This is a genomic window from Sphingomonas sp. UYAg733 (genome assembly GCF_054057355.1).
Genome location: NZ_JBSRZE010000019.1, coordinates 24,348 through 39,193, shown reverse-complemented (window position 1 = coordinate 39,193; position 14,846 = coordinate 24,348). Strand labels below are relative to the sequence as shown.

Sequence of the window (14,846 nt, the reverse complement as noted above, 5' to 3'; positions counted from 1 at the left end):
CCCCCGGAAAACCGGGGTGGTGGTAGTCATGCAAGAGGCGGTCGCGCGGTGCATGGCGTGGATATAAGCGAGTGGGGTTGAGGAAGCTAGGTCGTAAGCTCAGAAGGTTCGAACGAAGAATAATGTGGTTAGCTACCGTTCGATCTCGCGCCGCTCCGCCGATTGCCGATTACAGAAACGACGAGCAACGCACAGCCAAAGGCGAACACCGCAAGCGATCGTGGAAACGCATCGGGCCGCCCAAGCCAGAACATAGCGATACCAGACATGATGCCCACGCCAGCTATTCCCATGAAATGATGTCGCCGGAGGATCCAGTTCATGCCGCATTATGGCAGTGAGGTATCGCTTAGCGCAAGGTTTGCCAGTGGATCGATTCCCGTCATTCCGGTTTAGGTTCGAAACCTAAACCGCTTGCGGCGTAGCGCTCCGTTTCCACAACAGCCATGCCATGCCGGCGAGCAAAGCAGTCGCAACCAGCAGGATCACCCAAAGCATCGTCTTTCGCCCGGTGGCACCGCTATCGTCGACTGGTGCGAGCGATAAGGCCGGTCCGGTCGATGCCGCGATAGTCGCGATCGGGAGCTTGTCGGCGGGCTTCGGTGTCAGGCTCTCGAGTGGCAGATAAGCATCGGCTGTGCCGGCACGGCCTGCGGCAAGGGTGAAGGGTGGTTTGCCCGCCACGAGGAAGACGAGTGCACGGGAAGCGAAGGTAAGACGGAGCGTCGGCGAGGCGGTGAAGCCGGCGGTCTTGCCATCCGCTTCGATCCGCAGCGTATGAAATGCCGGGCCATTGAGCGCAATGGCGCCGGGCGCGGACTTCGACGCCACGCCCTCACCGAGCGGGGTCCAGGGTTGTTCGCGGTCGTTGCGGCCGAGAATGCGCACGGGCACGACCAGATCGTCGCCCGCCGGCACTACGGTGATCGCGGAAAGCGGCGTCGCGAACGGCAGCGCGACGTCGATGACATGCACATCGCTGATCGGCGGCAGCGTGGCATCGATCGTCGCGCCGGCATCGGCCAGGCCGGAGCGCGTGCGCAACGTCGCTCCACGCACCGTGACCGGCGACAGGAGCCGCGAGTCGGCACGCCAGGTGACGCGGAGATAGTCGCGCTCCAGCGTCGCATCCGACAAAGTCAGTTCCGTGCCGGCAAAGGCCGCATTCGGCGTGCGGTAGATTACCTGTTCACCGATCTGGCGCCATGTCTTCAGGTCACCGCTTGCCGCAACGGTGAAGGTGATCGGCTGACCGGCGGGTAGATCGGCCTCGAGCGTCAGGCTTTTCGTGTTGCCGGCGATGGTGCGAGCATCGAGCAGCGCGCCAAGCACGACCGCCCCGGTTGTGCGATCGTCCGCCGCATCGTCGAGCCGGACGACGCGCGCGCGACCGTCGCGGTCGAGGCTGAGCGCGATACCACTGACCTTCAGCGCATCGGGCGCGCCGAGGATCGGCAACGCCTTCAACTCGTCGCGGCGCTCCGCCGGCGCATCGGCTTCGGCGCGGGCGATCGGCAGCATCCGGCCGCTCGCATCGAACAGGCGCACATCGCTGGCATCGGCGGTCTGCAGGACTGCCAGAACCTCAGCCGGAAGAGTCAGCCGCTGCGCCGGCGCATCGGCGGCCGGTGTGACGGCAAGGCGGACGCGATAGGCGGCCGAATCCTTGTCCGAACCGGCCGGCGCCGCGGCGATCAGCGAAAGCGAAGCGAGCATGACGCCCACCAGAGTCCGACGCCCGATCATGTCGTTGCTCCCGCTTGTTCGGCATCGCCGGGGGCTGGCGCCTCGGACGCCCTTGGCGGCAATGGTGCCATATAACCGACCACCAGCATCAACACGCCGACGACGATAAAGGCGATGATACGCGCGCCGCCACCCGCCGCGTTGAGATCGACCAGCAGCAATTTGACCACGGTCAGCCCGAGCAGCCCGGCACCGACCAGCCACATCTTGCGCTGCCCGCGCCGATGCGCCGCGATCATCAATCCGAGCGCAAGCACCGTCCACAATATGGCGATGCCGGTTTGCACGACGACGCTGGCGAGCAGTGCTTCCGGATTCCACTCGATGCCGAGCAAGTGATGCGCGGCGCGCATCCACACCGTATTGACCATGATGAAGGCGAGCCCCGCCAGTGCCGCCAGCGCCGGCGTTTCGCCGAGCGCAGTCGAACCCGGCACAGCCGGGTTTGCCGCCACGATCGCGCGACGCCACAGCTCCAGCGCGGCGAGCGACAAAGCGAGCGTCAAATCGACCGGGTTGAGCAGCGGCAGATAGGGCAACGGATCGGTCTGCCCCGACGCGATCGTCGCGGTGACGAGCGCGCCGAAAAAGGCCAGTGCCGCGATCGGCAATGCCGCATACCAGGCATATGCGACGGCGTGCCGGTCGAGCGGCCAGCGCTTGGCTTGTGCCTTCAGGCTCCGCCCCGCCCATGCTGTGAGCAGGACCAGCACCGCCAGCACGCTTAGCTGGAAAGTGAGTCCGGCCCAGGACGTCTCCCACAAACCGGCGCGATCGACGCCGAGCCACAGGCAATCGGCGAGCATCAGCGTCGCCAGCCACACGCCGCCGACGTGCGTCGCGCCGAGCAACGGACGAAGCGCGGGCGTATCGGCCGCATCGTTCAGATACAGCATGCGCAGATGGACCGCCGCCGCCACGATCCAGACCGCCCAGCCCGGCGTTTCGAGCACATGCCCGCCCGCGCTCACTTGCCCGACAAAGGCCAGTCCCAGCGCGATCAGGCTGGCGCGCGACGGCCATGCGGCAACCGCCCAGCCGGTGCGCCGCGCGATCGCCTGCGCACCAAAGGCGCTGAGCACATAAGCGAGCATGACGAGCAGGAAGCGTGTGACGAGGTCGAACACATGCTCCGGCGGCATTCCGCTGCGCACGACCGGCGGCAGCGCGCGGGTGACCTCAAAGATCCACGTGCCCCACCAGAAGGCGAAACCGAACAGGAATGCCGGTATGGCGAGCGCGACCTCGGCCGCCGCATAACGTCCGGCGAACCATGACCCGCTATGCGCCAGGGGTTTGCGCAGCCACCAGGCGATGACCAGCGCCGACAGCGCGATCAGCATCGCCCCGACAAAGGCGGGATTGGCGATCGGCAGCGCGGAGATATTCTCTCCACTGCCGACCATATATGCAAAGGCCGCCGCCAGTTGCAGCAACAGGCCGAACAATCGCGGCATCCACCGCGCCTGGCGCATGCCGACCCAGAAGGCGCCCGCACCCTCCAACGCCCAGACCGCCGATGTCCAGGTCGCGCCAAGCGCAAGCGGCACGGCAAGCGTGACGAAGCCGATGCCGATCGCCAGCATCGCCTCGTTCATCACGCGGAAGCTTTCGCGGCGATAGCGCAGGGTGAACGCCGCGACGCCGAGATACATAAGGGCAAAGCCGAGCGCGGCAAAGGCGCTGCCGAATGGCCGGTCGTGAACCAGCGCGACCTGCAACCCAAAGCCGGCCAGGGCTGGTCCGAACAACAATGTCGTATCGACGACATTGCCCAGCCGCCCCGGCGTGCCCCGCGTGTAGAGCACGGCGGTCGCGAGGTAGATCAGCACCGACACGATCACGAACGCCTGTGCCGCGGGATAGTCGGTCGGCTGATAGCTCAGCGCCATCCAGACCGAGGTGATGCCGAAGGTCGCGAAGAAGCCGATCAGGTTCAATCCGCGCCACGACTGGCGTTGCGCGATGAACAGGATGGCGAGATTAAGCACCGTGTAATAGGCGAACACCGCCGCGATATTGCCGCCGCCGGTGCTCAGCAGCAGCGGCACCGCGAACCCGCCGGCGAAGGAAGTCATCGCCATCGCCTGAGACCGCTGCAGCAGCGCAAGCGCGCAGCCGAGCACGCAGACCAGGATCATCAGCACGAACGCGGCGAGCGCCGGCACGACATCGAACAACCGCGCGGCGGCGAACAGGGTGAGATAGAGCGTCGCCACACCGCCACCCTGCAGCGTCAGGCCGAATTCGGGGCGCTTCACCCGAGTGCGGAAACCGACCACCAGCAAGGCCATCCCGGCCATCGCGATGAACGCGAGACGGAATTCGATCGGGAACAACCCGACCGACGCGGCGTAGCTGGCGAGGAACGACAGTCCGACGAACAGGATCACCAGCCCGACGCGCACGATCGTGTTGCCGCCGAACAGCCAGTTGCGGATCGCCGCACCGACCTTGCCCGCCATTTCCGTCACCGGATCGGGCGCTGCCGGGGTTTGCACACGCGGCGCGACATAAGCGGGCGAGGTGACCTGTGACGGTGCGAGAACCGCGGGAGGCACGGCAGCAGCAGAAACGGCGGCGGCGGGGCGCACGCCGGGCGTGGCAATGAGCTCGTTTGGCGATCTTGGGCCAGGACGCGCTTCGGGCGCGAGCCCATCTCTTACGGCGGCGCGCAGCACATCGATCTGCGCACGCAGACCGGCGGTGGCAGTGGCGATTTCGCGACGCACCGCGAAACGCATGGCAAGACCGGCCAAGGCCCCGATCATGCCGCCGATCACCAGGCCATAGGTTTCCAGTTCGGCAAAGATCCATCCCGCGATGGCTCCGATGATCGCCACCGTGAAAATCATGTCCGTCCCCTCCCCGTGCGCGTGCCGGGCGCGCCAGCAAATATGGCGCATGCCGCAAGGGAGGTCGAGGTGTGATTATCCCGGCGTGCCGGCCGGACGCTGCGAACGCCTATCTGGTCACGCCATCCGCGCCGCCGAAGTGCGTCACCAGTGCCGCGATCTCGGCCGGTTCGAGCAGCCAGGTCCTGGTCTTCTGGCCCGCACGCGCCACCGGCTGGGTGAGCAATATCCGCGCATCGGCGCGATGTTCGACCTTCAGCGCGGCGAAATGTCTGGTGCATTCGCGCAGCGGCGCGATCAACGGCACCGTCCCCGTCAGGTCGATAAGCGTAGCCAACTGGTTTTCGGTGTCGGGGGTCATGTCGGTGCCCTATGATTTGCGATCGGTCGCGACTGATGTCGGGCCGGGATGTGCGATCGTCAACTCACGCCACCCCGAACGGCACCACGCAATTATCGGCATAATGGCCGATCTGCGCGCGGCCGAGATAGGGCACGCCCATCTCCGCGCACCAGCGCACGATCATCTGTTCGGGCGTTTCGTTGAACGTCACGTCATTGTCGATCACGTCGTTGACCTGGCCGAGCCGGATGCCGGCGATGCCCTTCAACTGCGTCGCATGCGCCATGGTGAAGAGCATGCGGTCGACGCGGTAGAGTGGCTCGCTCACTTCCTCGATCATCAGCACATGATCGGTCAGGTCGGGAAGATATTTCGAACCGATCAGCGAAGTCAGGATCGACAGGTTGAACGCGACGTGCGGACGCCCGATCCCCGCCGGACTGTCGATCGTCGGCTCCAATGACTTGCGGTCGCCATTGACCAGCCAGGCGAGCGCCCGCGAGACACAATGCGCAGCGTCGTTCTTGCGCCCGACTTCGCTCGGCATCGGGCCGTGCGCGGAGCGGCCGATGCGCCGCGCGTAAAGCGCGCCGAGCATGAAACCCATGTCGGAATAGCCGAGATAGGTCTTGCGCTTCGCCGCCGCGTTGAGTTGCGGCAGGACCGTTTCGAGGATCCGGTTCGATCCATAACCGCCGCGCGCGAACCAGATCACGTCGATCCCGGCATCGTTGGCGAATTCGAGGAACGCGGCGGCGCGCACCGCGTCGGAGCCGGCGAAATGCCCCTCGACCATGAAACATTGCGGATGGAAGACGATATCGACCTCTGGAAAGGTCAGCGCGATCAGCGCCTTGACGCGGTTCTCGACCAGAATGTCGATCGACCGTGCCGGGCTCACTACTCCGATGCGCATTCGTTCGACGCCTTCCCGTGCAATCCAAAGCCGGCCCGTGCAATCCAAAGCCGGAGGAGAACGGGCGACTTGCCCCTGCTCCGAAATGCCGCGATAGCGCGCGCCCATGGCTGACGGCAAATCCTACTTCTTCGTCGGGATCGGCGGCAGCGGCATGATGCCGCTGGCGATGATCCTTGCCGGGCGTGGCGCAACCGTCGCAGGATCGGACCGGACGCTCGACCAGGCGCGGTTGCCGGCCAAGTTCGCCGACCTGCGCGCGCGCGGCGTCGCGCTGTTCCCGCAGGACGGCAGCGGCATCACCAGCGCCGAGCAGATCGTCGTGGCCTCCGCCGCGGTTGAATCGACCATCGCGGATATCGTCGCGGCCGAACGGGTCGGTGCCGATCGGATGAGCCGCGCGGAATTGCTCGCCAGCCTGTTCAACGCCAGCGACCTGTCGATCGGCGTCGCGGGGACCAGCGGCAAATCGACCGTGACCGGCATGATCGGCTGGATCCTCCACGCGACCGGACGCGACCCGACAGTGATGAACGGTGCGGTGATGAAGAATTTCGTCAGCCCCGACGCCCCCTTTGCCAGCGCGTTAGTCGGTGCGGGCGTCGGCGCGGGCGACGTATTTGTCAGTGAGGTCGACGAGAGCGACGGATCGATCGCGCTCTATCATCCGCATATCGCGGTGCTCAACAATGTCAGCCTCGACCATAAATCGCTCGAGGAGCTGCGCCAGCTGTTCGGCGATTTCGCGGGCAAGGCAAGGACGACCCTGGTCAATATCGGTGACGCAGAGACCGCATTGCTCGCCGCCGCGCTGGATCGCGGCCGACTCACGACCTTTGCGATCGACGCGCCCGCCGACCTGACCGCTAAGGCCCTTGAACCCGAACCGTTCGCGATTCGATTCGACCTGTTGACCGGAGGCGAACGCCATCGCGTGCGGTTGTCGGTGCCCGGTCGCCACAACGTCTCGAACGCGCTGGCGGCGATCGGTGCGGCGGTGGCGGCGGGCGTGCCGTTGGTCCAGGCGATCGCCGCAATCGAGAATTTCACCGGCCTCAAGCGCCGCTTCGAACTGGTCGGCGAAGCCGGCGGCGTCAGCGTGATCGACGATTTCGGGCATAACCCGGACAAGATCGCCGCGACGCTCGACACGCTGCATGCCTTTCCCGGACGATTGCTGATCCTGTTCCAGCCGCATGGCTATGGCCCGCTCAAGGTGATGCGGTCGGAACTTGTCGCCATGTTCGCGGCAAAGCTCGGCGCGGACGACCTGCTGGTGATGCCCGACCCGGTCTATCAGGGCGGTACTGTGTCGCGTGAAGTGACCAGCGCGGATATCATCGCCGATGTCGCGGCGTCGGGCGGCCCATCTCGATATCGGGCGCTGCATATCAGCGACCGTGCCGATGCCGCTGCGGCGCTTGCCGATCAGGCGCGGCCCGGCGACCGCATCGTCGTGATGGGCGCACGCGACGACACGCTGAGCCTGTTGGCCGCCGAAATGCTTGCGCGAATTGCCGCCAGAGGCTGACAGCCGGCGCCACCCATGATAGGGGCCCATGATAGGGCCGCTGGCCTGCAACGAAGAGGATCGCCCATGTTTCGCCGCCTGTTTATCGATCACCCGGAGTCGGTCGGTGAGAGCTTTGGCGAGCATTTCGGGGTCGCGTCGCGCTTCGGTTTCCGCATGGTGCGCGGCGGCTTCGGCTGCATGCTCCACGCCTGGCTGCCCTTCGCGTTCAAGACCGCCGGCAGCGACGCGGTGAAGGAACTGCACGAACAACTCGTCGCCAAGCGCGGCGCGATTCGCGCGGCGCAGGCTCAGATGACGACGGTCGAATACGTTATCTGAGCCGGGCGCGGATTTCGCATCGATTCGCTCAGGCACCTCATGGGCGGTGGTATATGCTCGACGCCCAACCGCTGCCTGCTACATTCTAATGACAACGCAATGATTGTCGATCGACTGGACGGCGGTCGCATTGGGTAAGCGTAAAATCCGCCTGTGCGAGTTCCCCGGCGGAGCCCATTCGATGGGCCGGGTCAAAGCAGGATTGACGCGGATAACGAACTCGCACACTCATCGTTCATGCGCGTGCAGGACGTGATCAGGGGGAAAAAGTCTGAAATCACAGTCTTTGACTGGGGTTCCGGCAAGATTCCGAAGGCGAGATTTCCCTTGTCGAAAGCCGGCAAAAGGGCGTGGTCGTTCGGCCCATCGTGGCAATGGCGATTTGTTGAGTTTTCGTGCGAGGGACGCCGTTTCGTCGTTCGGTTAATGCTGAACCTTGATAAGGCAAAGGCCAGTGCACATCTCGCAATGTGGAGTGGTCGCGATCTGATCGTCCTCTGCTGTTACGAATATCATGTTGATCACTTTACAGGCTGGCACATTCACACTCTGTGTGGTGAGCGGAACGACGTCGATTCAGCGCCGGCCGGAACTCTCGTACATGGGCCGTGGGTCAAACGCCTCCCTCATGCCCGGGTTCGCCATAGAAAGACCGAGTTTACGAATGTGATGGCAGGAACGCAGGACGCTTGGCTTTGGAATCGAACCATGCGATTCTTCCATATTGAGGAAAAAGGCGCGCTCGTGTGAAAGAGGCTCTTTGCCAGGCCTTCTGCGGTGATCTGAAGCTGACCGATGTTCCGGCCGGTTTTGCCGTCACGACTACGTTCCGTCGCGACGATGGTGATGCGGTCGCGTTCTATATCGTTCGCGACAAAACCCTTCCCGATATATTTCGCATTGAAGACGATGGCGCCACTATCGCCTATCTCGAGGGTGCTGGTGTGGATTTTTCAACTGATACGCGCGCGGAAGCATTCGAGGCGCTTCTGACCGCGCATCAGGTCGAGTTCGACGAGGATGAGATGCTTTTGCACACTGAATCGGTGCACGAGCAGGATTTGCCCCGCGCCGCCATGCGCTTCCTGTCGTTCATGCTGCGCATCAATGATTTCCTGTTGCTCACTAAGGACAAGGTTGCCAGCACGTTCAAAGAAGACGCGGCTGCTCGCGTTCTGGAGCGTATGGACGGAAAAGCCATTGTTGAGCAGGACAAGCCGGTAAGCGCTGCCTTGTCGGACACGGTGCCTGACATGGTCATCCGTGGACCGGGCCGCACGCCAGTTGCGCTGTTCTTTGGATCATCCGCGCAACGCGTGAACGACGCGATTTTTCTCCAGATGCAGTCACTGTACGAAGTCAAGGAGCCAGTGCAGGTCATCGCGCTGCTGGAGCGCGAAAACATCATCAATCAGGACTTGCGAAGGCGCGCTGCCAATCGCCTCGCTGCGCTGCCCATTTATCGTGGCGACGAAACCACATCGATCAATCGCATCGAGCGCGAGGCGCTCGGCTCGACATTGGGAACGGTGCACTGAGCGCTAGAGGTGAAAAACTGCGCAAAGATGACGTATTCCTCAGGATGTCCGCACCCGCCTAACCCGCACGAGAAGCCGATCGATCCCGAAAGCCACGGCGGCGGGGATGACTAATGGCGGGCGAGACGGAGCACTATCAAGGCGCGCATCGGCGAGGCCAGCGTACAGGAGTCAAGCGCGTTGATTCAATCCGAAGCCGCTAAGCCATAAAACCGCCAAAAATACTCGCGATAGATAGCCAACGAAAAAGCCACCGAACCTCGCGAGTTCGGCGGCAGTTTTCAGGAGGCCATCCTTAGTTTTTCGGGCCGTTTTTATTAGTCTTGTAGGTTTCAACCACCGTCGTGCGAGGACGGTTTTCGGCTTCTTTGACGGGAATGAACTGGCCGGAGCCAGCATCACGCCCGCGCTCGTGCGTTACCATAGGATATCACCCCCTTTCTGCGGCAGGTAGCCGAACTCAGAAAGGGAGTGAGCCTTGGGCGGGAGCGACGCCGGGATGGCGAACCCCCCGCATAACTTCCGAAATGCGGCCTTGGTTGACGCCACACAGGGCCGCAGCCTGATGCTGAAAGAGTTTACGCTCAACGATCAGGAAGCGGATATGCGCCGCCATTTCAGGCGTAATTGAAGGAGAACGAGTGCGTTTCATGGTACTAGGCTTTCTAAAAAAGCCCCGACCAGTGTTGACGATGCACGCCGGAAAGCGTACTACATTCCGGTGATCACACCGCCGACAGCTGGTCCGAGCTGGAGGTTCTTAAGACAACAACATTGCGAGCCGGATGGAGTGGTAGCTCTTTCCGGCTCGCTTTGTTGTGTACGGCAAAGCGAGTTCAAATCCAACCCTGAATCGCCACAGCGCCCCGTGGAGCGCCGAAATAATGAGAGTGTGTGTTTGTTAGGGTTTTGTTAGATGCATGCTCACGGGCTTTTACGCCGGAAAATTGGGCTAACGTCCATGAGTTCTGCATATGTCGCATGCTTCGCAGACGGACATAAGGTATTCCTTATATCGGGTCGCACATCCAATGCACTTCAGCTAAAAGAGACCCATTCCCTTAAACCCGTGCCTTTTATTGAGCGAATTGACGCTTAGGCTGCGAAGCTAGCTCTCGCCGATAACGAGACGGTTCTCAGATGCCCCGCAGGGGCAATCTCTGCGCACTGGTTTTCGTTCACACCGCAAGATGCGGTTGGTCGGCGAGATTTCAGCCTGCCATAAGTCATTTGTGTCATGGCCCCGATCACAGCTCGGAGGCGATGGCCTGGCTATCGCCAAGCCTGACAAGATTCCCGTTCAATATGGAAAAGACAGTTGACAGACAAGTTCCCTTTACTGTAAAGCTTCATTTACTGATTCGAAAGGAGCTTTTACATGTCCAAGTCGACGGCGCTTCGCCGCTACAATCGCACCGTCCTCCTCCTCAGCCTGTTCTACGCCCTGTTCCTGTGTGGCGCGGTCTATGGCTTCAACCACAAGCTGCTCGCCGGTCCGGCCGCTTATGTCGCCGCGATCCTGCCCGCGCTGCCGATCATCGGCATCTTCGTCGCGATCGGCCGCTACCTGGTTGAAGAAACCGACGAATATGTCCGCATGCTGATGGTGCGGCAGACATTATGGGCGAGCGGTTTCGCGCTCAGCCTCGCGACGATCTGGGGTTTCCTCGAAAGCTTCGATCTCGTCGGCCATATCGACGCCTATTATGTCGCGGTGCTGTGGTTCGGCGGCCTTGGCCTCGGCGCCTGCATGAACAAGCTGACGCTGCGCGACGACGCGGGGGGTGAGGCATGAAAAACCGCCTCAAGGTGCTTCGCGCCGAACGCGACTGGAGCCAGGGCGATCTCGCCGACCGGCTCGAAGTCTCCCGCCAGAGCGTCAACGCGATCGAGACCGGCCGTTACGATCCCTCGCTGCCGCTCGCCTTCAAGATCGCCGAACTGTTCGACCTGACCATCGAAGACATTTTCACCAGCCCAACCAAGGAATCCTGACATGATCACCCATTTCAAAGCCCGCATCCTCGCCAGCGCCGTCACCATGCTGGTCATCCTCAACAGCAACCCCAGCCATGCCCAGACCGCCGCAGTCCCGGCAACCACCGTCAAGGCCGATGCGGCGACCACGCAGCTCGATCACATCTCGATCCAGGCCGTCGGTACCAAGGGGCCGGCGATCTTCCTGATTCCCGGCCTGTCGTCGCCGCGTGCGGTGTGGGACGGCGTGGTGCCCGAACTGGCGAAGACGCACCGCGTCTATCTGGTCCAGGTCAACGGCTTTGCCGGCGACGACCCGCGCGGCAACCTCAAACCCGGCCTGCTTGAAGGCATGGTCGCCGAGCTCAACGGCTATATCGTCAAACATAAGATCGGGCCTGCGGCGGTGGTCGGCCATTCGATGGGCGGGCTGGTCGCGCTGATGATGGCCAAGGCGCATCCCGACCATGTGCCGCGCGCGATGATCGTCGATTCGCTACCTTATGTCGGGCTGATCTTCAATCCCGGCGCGACCGTCGCGATAATGGAACCGCAAGCGAAGATGATCCGCGACCAGATGGCGGCGGGATATGGCAAGCCGGCCAACGCCGCCTATGCCGAACAGACCGCCAACGGCCTGGCGTTGAAACCGGAATCGCGCGCCAAGGTGAAGGCATGGATGATGGCGGCCGATCCCCGGGTCAGTGGCGAGGCGCTGTATGAGGATCTGGTCACCGATGTGCGGCCCGATCTTGCATCGATCACCACGCCGCTGACGATCGTCTATGCCTGGTCGGAAGCGGGTCTGCCCAAGGATCGCGCCGATGCGATGTTCCAGGGTAACTTCAAGGCCGCGCCGCATGTCGATTACGTTCCGGTCGGCGACGCCGCCCACTTCGTAATGCTCGATCAGCCCGAGGCGTTCATGACCGCGCTAAAGGCATTTGCGGGAAAGTGATTTCTCGACCCTGTCGAAAATAAGGTTGCGGCATTGTCGGCAGAGGGACTCGTCCTTCTGCCGACATGATTTTTTCGGCCGCTCGATTCAGGTCGCTTTGCCGCGGTGTCATGCTCGCTCTCCGGCACGGCATCACGCGCACTTGCCCGACCGGCCAGTTGAATCAGGCAGATATGGAGCCGAGCAGACCGATGACTTCCACCCCAGCCCATTCCCGATATTCCCGTAAAGCGGTCGCAAAATTCCCGTTGAGATGCGTCGATTTTCCCGCAGTTTTTCCCGCAGTTTCCCGCAGAACGCTCAAAAAAGCATTTCCCCGAAAAACTCCCATAGCTGCGGGAAAATTGGCAGCGACGTAAGGCCTGGGCACGCCTTCGGACGGCCATCGATTCAACCCCCGCCCGTCCTACCGTCAGGGCCACCTTCAACGGCACCTCACGCCGCCGTGCCGCTCTTTCACATGACGAACGATAAGAAGCAGCCTCGCCCCCGCGTGACGCCCCGCTTCGACAGGGATACAATTCCGCTGTCATATCCCTTAAGGCCCGCCACATGACCGACCCCGTCCCACCCCGCCCCGCGCTCGCTTATTACCTGACCGAAGGCGCGGGTCCGACCATCGTGTTCCTGCCCGGCTATGCCTCCGACATGACCGGGGCCAAGGCGCTCGCGCTGGAGGCATGGGCCAAGGCGAAGGGCCGCGCGTTCCTGCGTTTCGATTATGGCGGGTGCGGACAGAGCGAGGGCGCGTTCGAGGATCAGACGCTGACCGGCTGGCGCGACGATGCGCTGTCGATGATCGAGCAATTGGCGAACGGCCCGGCGGTGCTGGTCGGATCGTCGATGGGCGGGTGGATCATGCTGCTGATCGCGCGCGACCGGCCGGAACTGGTCGCCGGGCTGGTCGGTGTCGCGCCCGCGCCCGATTTCACCGACTGGGGCTTCACCACCGACGAGAAGCTGGCGATCCTGTCCGGTGGCCAGGTATCGCGCGCCTCGCCCTATTCGGATCAGCCGACGATCACCACCGCCGCGTTCTGGAATTCGGGCGAGGCGAGCCGGTTGATGTTCGGCACGATCGCGGTCGATTGCCCGGTGCGGCTGATCCAGGGGCAGCTCGATCGCGATGTGCCATGGACGCGCACCGCCCGGCTCGCCGAGATGATCCGTTCAGCCGATGTGCAGACGGTGCTGGTCAAGGATGGCGATCACCGCCTGTCGCGCGATGCCGATATCGCGCTGCTGATCAAAGCGGTCGAGGATGTGATATCGCGCCTATGATCCTGCCCCTGTTGTTGCTCGCCGCCGCTGCGCCCGTTCAGGCAGGGCCACCCGCCCCCGCGCAGGATCGCTATACCCACTGCCTGGACCTCGCGACCAACGATCCGGCGACCGGCGCGGACGAGGCGGGACGCTGGCAATTGTCGGGCGGCGGTTTCCTGGCGCGGCAATGCCTTGGTGTCGCTTACACCAATAGCGGGAATTGGAACGCCGCGGCGGCCGAATTCGACGGTGCGGCGCGTGCGGCGGAACTGGCGAAGGACAAGCGTGCCGCCTTGTTCTGGGCGCAGAGCGGCAATGCCTGGCTCGCCGCGAAAGAGCCGGGCAAGGCGCGCGCGGCGCTCGACGCGGCGCTGGCGGCAGGGTCGCTGACCGGGTTGCAGCGCGGCGAGGCTTTGCTCGATCGCGCGCGGGCGCAAGTCGCGGGCAACGATCTGGCCGGCGCGCGCGAGGATCTCGACCTGGCGGTGGTCGATGCCGCCGCCGATCCGCTCGCCTGGCTGTTGTCGGCTACGCTGGCACGCCGGATGGACGATTTGCCGCGCGCCCGAAAGGATATCGCCGAGGCCCTGAAGCGGTCGGGCGACGATGCGTCGGTGCAGCTCGAAGCCGGCAATATCGCCGCGCTTGGCGGCGATGAGGCGGGTGCGAAGACAGCATGGGCGCAAGCGAGCAAGATCGCGCCCGAGAGCGAGTCCGGAATCGCCGCCAAGGCCGCGCTGGCTCAGTTCACAACACCGGCCAAACCCTGATTTCGCCCGGACGACCACACCATTGTTCGCCCTGAGCTTGTCGAAGGGCTTGTCTCACTGGGTCAACGCCCGCGATGAGCGGGCTTCGAAGGCCATGGATCCAGCCCGAGGCTGAACGGTTTGTTTGGCTGACGACGATTCTTCCTGGCGGCATCGCTGGCAGGATATCGCGCGAGCCCCTATCTGGGACGCGACGCCAGCAAGAGGGCAGTAATGAAATATCTCCATACGATGATCCGCGTGACCGATCCCGACGCGACGATAAGATTCTTCGAGCTGATCGGGCTGAAGGAAGTCCGGCGGATGGATAGCGAGAAGGGGCGCTTCACGCTGATCTTCCTCGCCGCGCCCGGCGACGAGGATGCGCAGGTCGAGCTGACGCATAATTGGGATCCGCAGGAATATTCCGGCGGGCGCAATTTCGGGCACCTCGCCTACCGCGTCGACAATATCTACGAGACGTGCCAGCGGCTGCAGGACGCCGGGGTGACGATCAACCGTCCGCCGCGCGACGGGCACATGGCGTTCGTGCGCAGCCCCGACAATATATCGGTCGAGCTGCTGCAGGACGGCGCGTTGCCGCCGGCCGAACCCTGGGCATCGATGCCCAATAGCGGCGAATGGTAGG

The 14,846-nt window shown here is 63.3% G+C and carries 15 protein-coding genes; 11 read left to right on the top strand and 4 right to left on the bottom strand.

Features of this window, described 5'->3' with window-relative positions; all coding sequences use genetic code 11:
• Window positions 1–405 precede the first annotated feature (405 nt).
• The 4 genes from ACVWZA_RS19670 to ACVWZA_RS19655 form a co-directional block, all read right to left on the bottom strand.
• Window positions 406–1,746, bottom strand: coding sequence for a DUF3999 family protein (locus tag ACVWZA_RS19670; RefSeq protein WP_457313100.1), 1,341 nt, complete (start codon window positions 1,744–1,746; stop codon window positions 406–408).
• Entirely contained in the window at window positions 1,743–4,601 is a 2,859-nt protein-coding gene (locus tag ACVWZA_RS19665) for a DUF2339 domain-containing protein (RefSeq protein WP_457313098.1), read from the bottom strand. The genes ACVWZA_RS19670 and ACVWZA_RS19665 overlap by 4 nt, the downstream gene beginning before the upstream one ends.
• Before the next feature lie 109 nt (window positions 4,602–4,710).
• Window positions 4,711–4,962 (bottom strand): hypothetical protein, encoded by a 252-nt coding sequence (locus ACVWZA_RS19660; protein ID WP_457313096.1) that lies wholly within the window; start codon window positions 4,960–4,962, stop codon window positions 4,711–4,713.
• 64 nt (window positions 4,963–5,026) lie between these two features.
• On the bottom strand, window positions 5,027–5,860 hold the full coding sequence (locus ACVWZA_RS19655; RefSeq protein WP_457313094.1) for an LD-carboxypeptidase: 834 nt from the start codon (window positions 5,858–5,860) through the stop codon (window positions 5,027–5,029).
• A gap of 106 nt (window positions 5,861–5,966) precedes the next feature.
• Between ACVWZA_RS19655 and ACVWZA_RS19650 the strand changes: the two genes are divergently transcribed.
• The 11 genes from ACVWZA_RS19650 (at window position 5,967) to ACVWZA_RS19600 (ending at window position 14,845) form a co-directional block, all read left to right on the top strand.
• Window positions 5,967–7,391 (top strand): glutamate ligase domain-containing protein, encoded by a 1,425-nt coding sequence (locus ACVWZA_RS19650; RefSeq protein ID WP_457313092.1) that lies wholly within the window; start codon window positions 5,967–5,969, stop codon window positions 7,389–7,391.
• A 66-nt stretch (window positions 7,392–7,457) separates the two neighbouring features.
• Window positions 7,458–7,712, top strand: a complete 255-nt coding sequence (locus tag ACVWZA_RS19645) for a DUF6356 family protein (protein WP_457313090.1) — start codon at window positions 7,458–7,460, stop codon at window positions 7,710–7,712.
• A gap of 237 nt (window positions 7,713–7,949) precedes the next feature.
• Window positions 7,950–8,462 (top strand): hypothetical protein, encoded by a 513-nt coding sequence (locus ACVWZA_RS19640; RefSeq protein WP_457313088.1) that lies wholly within the window; start codon window positions 7,950–7,952, stop codon window positions 8,460–8,462.
• Entirely contained in the window at window positions 8,459–9,250 is a 792-nt protein-coding gene (locus ACVWZA_RS19635; RefSeq protein WP_457313087.1) for a DUF1828 domain-containing protein, read from the top strand. The genes ACVWZA_RS19640 and ACVWZA_RS19635 overlap by 4 nt, the downstream gene beginning before the upstream one ends.
• Window positions 9,251–9,728: 478 nt before the next feature.
• Entirely contained in the window at window positions 9,729–9,881 is a 153-nt protein-coding gene (locus ACVWZA_RS19630; protein ID WP_457313085.1) for a hypothetical protein, read from the top strand.
• A gap of 747 nt (window positions 9,882–10,628) precedes the next feature.
• The gene (locus ACVWZA_RS19625) at window positions 10,629–11,045 is read left to right on the top strand and encodes a hypothetical protein (RefSeq protein WP_457313083.1); all 417 of its coding nucleotides are present in this window, start codon (window positions 10,629–10,631) and stop codon (window positions 11,043–11,045) included.
• On the top strand, window positions 11,042–11,245 hold the full coding sequence (locus ACVWZA_RS19620) for a helix-turn-helix transcriptional regulator (RefSeq protein WP_457313082.1): 204 nt from the start codon (window positions 11,042–11,044) through the stop codon (window positions 11,243–11,245). The genes ACVWZA_RS19625 and ACVWZA_RS19620 overlap by 4 nt, the downstream gene beginning before the upstream one ends.
• 1 nt (window position 11,246) lies before the next feature.
• Window positions 11,247–12,185 (top strand): alpha/beta fold hydrolase, encoded by a 939-nt coding sequence (locus ACVWZA_RS19615; protein ID WP_457313080.1) that lies wholly within the window; start codon window positions 11,247–11,249, stop codon window positions 12,183–12,185.
• 552 nt (window positions 12,186–12,737) lie between these two features.
• Complete coding sequence (locus ACVWZA_RS19610; protein WP_457313079.1) at window positions 12,738–13,466, top strand: alpha/beta hydrolase; 729 nt, start codon at window positions 12,738–12,740, stop codon at window positions 13,464–13,466.
• A complete protein-coding gene (locus ACVWZA_RS19605) occupies window positions 13,463–14,218 on the top strand; it encodes a tetratricopeptide repeat protein (protein ID WP_457313077.1) in 756 nt (251 codons plus the stop codon). Before ACVWZA_RS19610 ends, ACVWZA_RS19605 begins: the two co-directional genes overlap by 4 nt.
• A gap of 213 nt (window positions 14,219–14,431) precedes the next feature.
• Window positions 14,432–14,845 (top strand): VOC family protein, encoded by a 414-nt coding sequence (locus ACVWZA_RS19600; RefSeq protein ID WP_457313075.1) that lies wholly within the window; start codon window positions 14,432–14,434, stop codon window positions 14,843–14,845.
• The last annotated feature ends 1 nt before the right edge of the window (window position 14,846 follow it).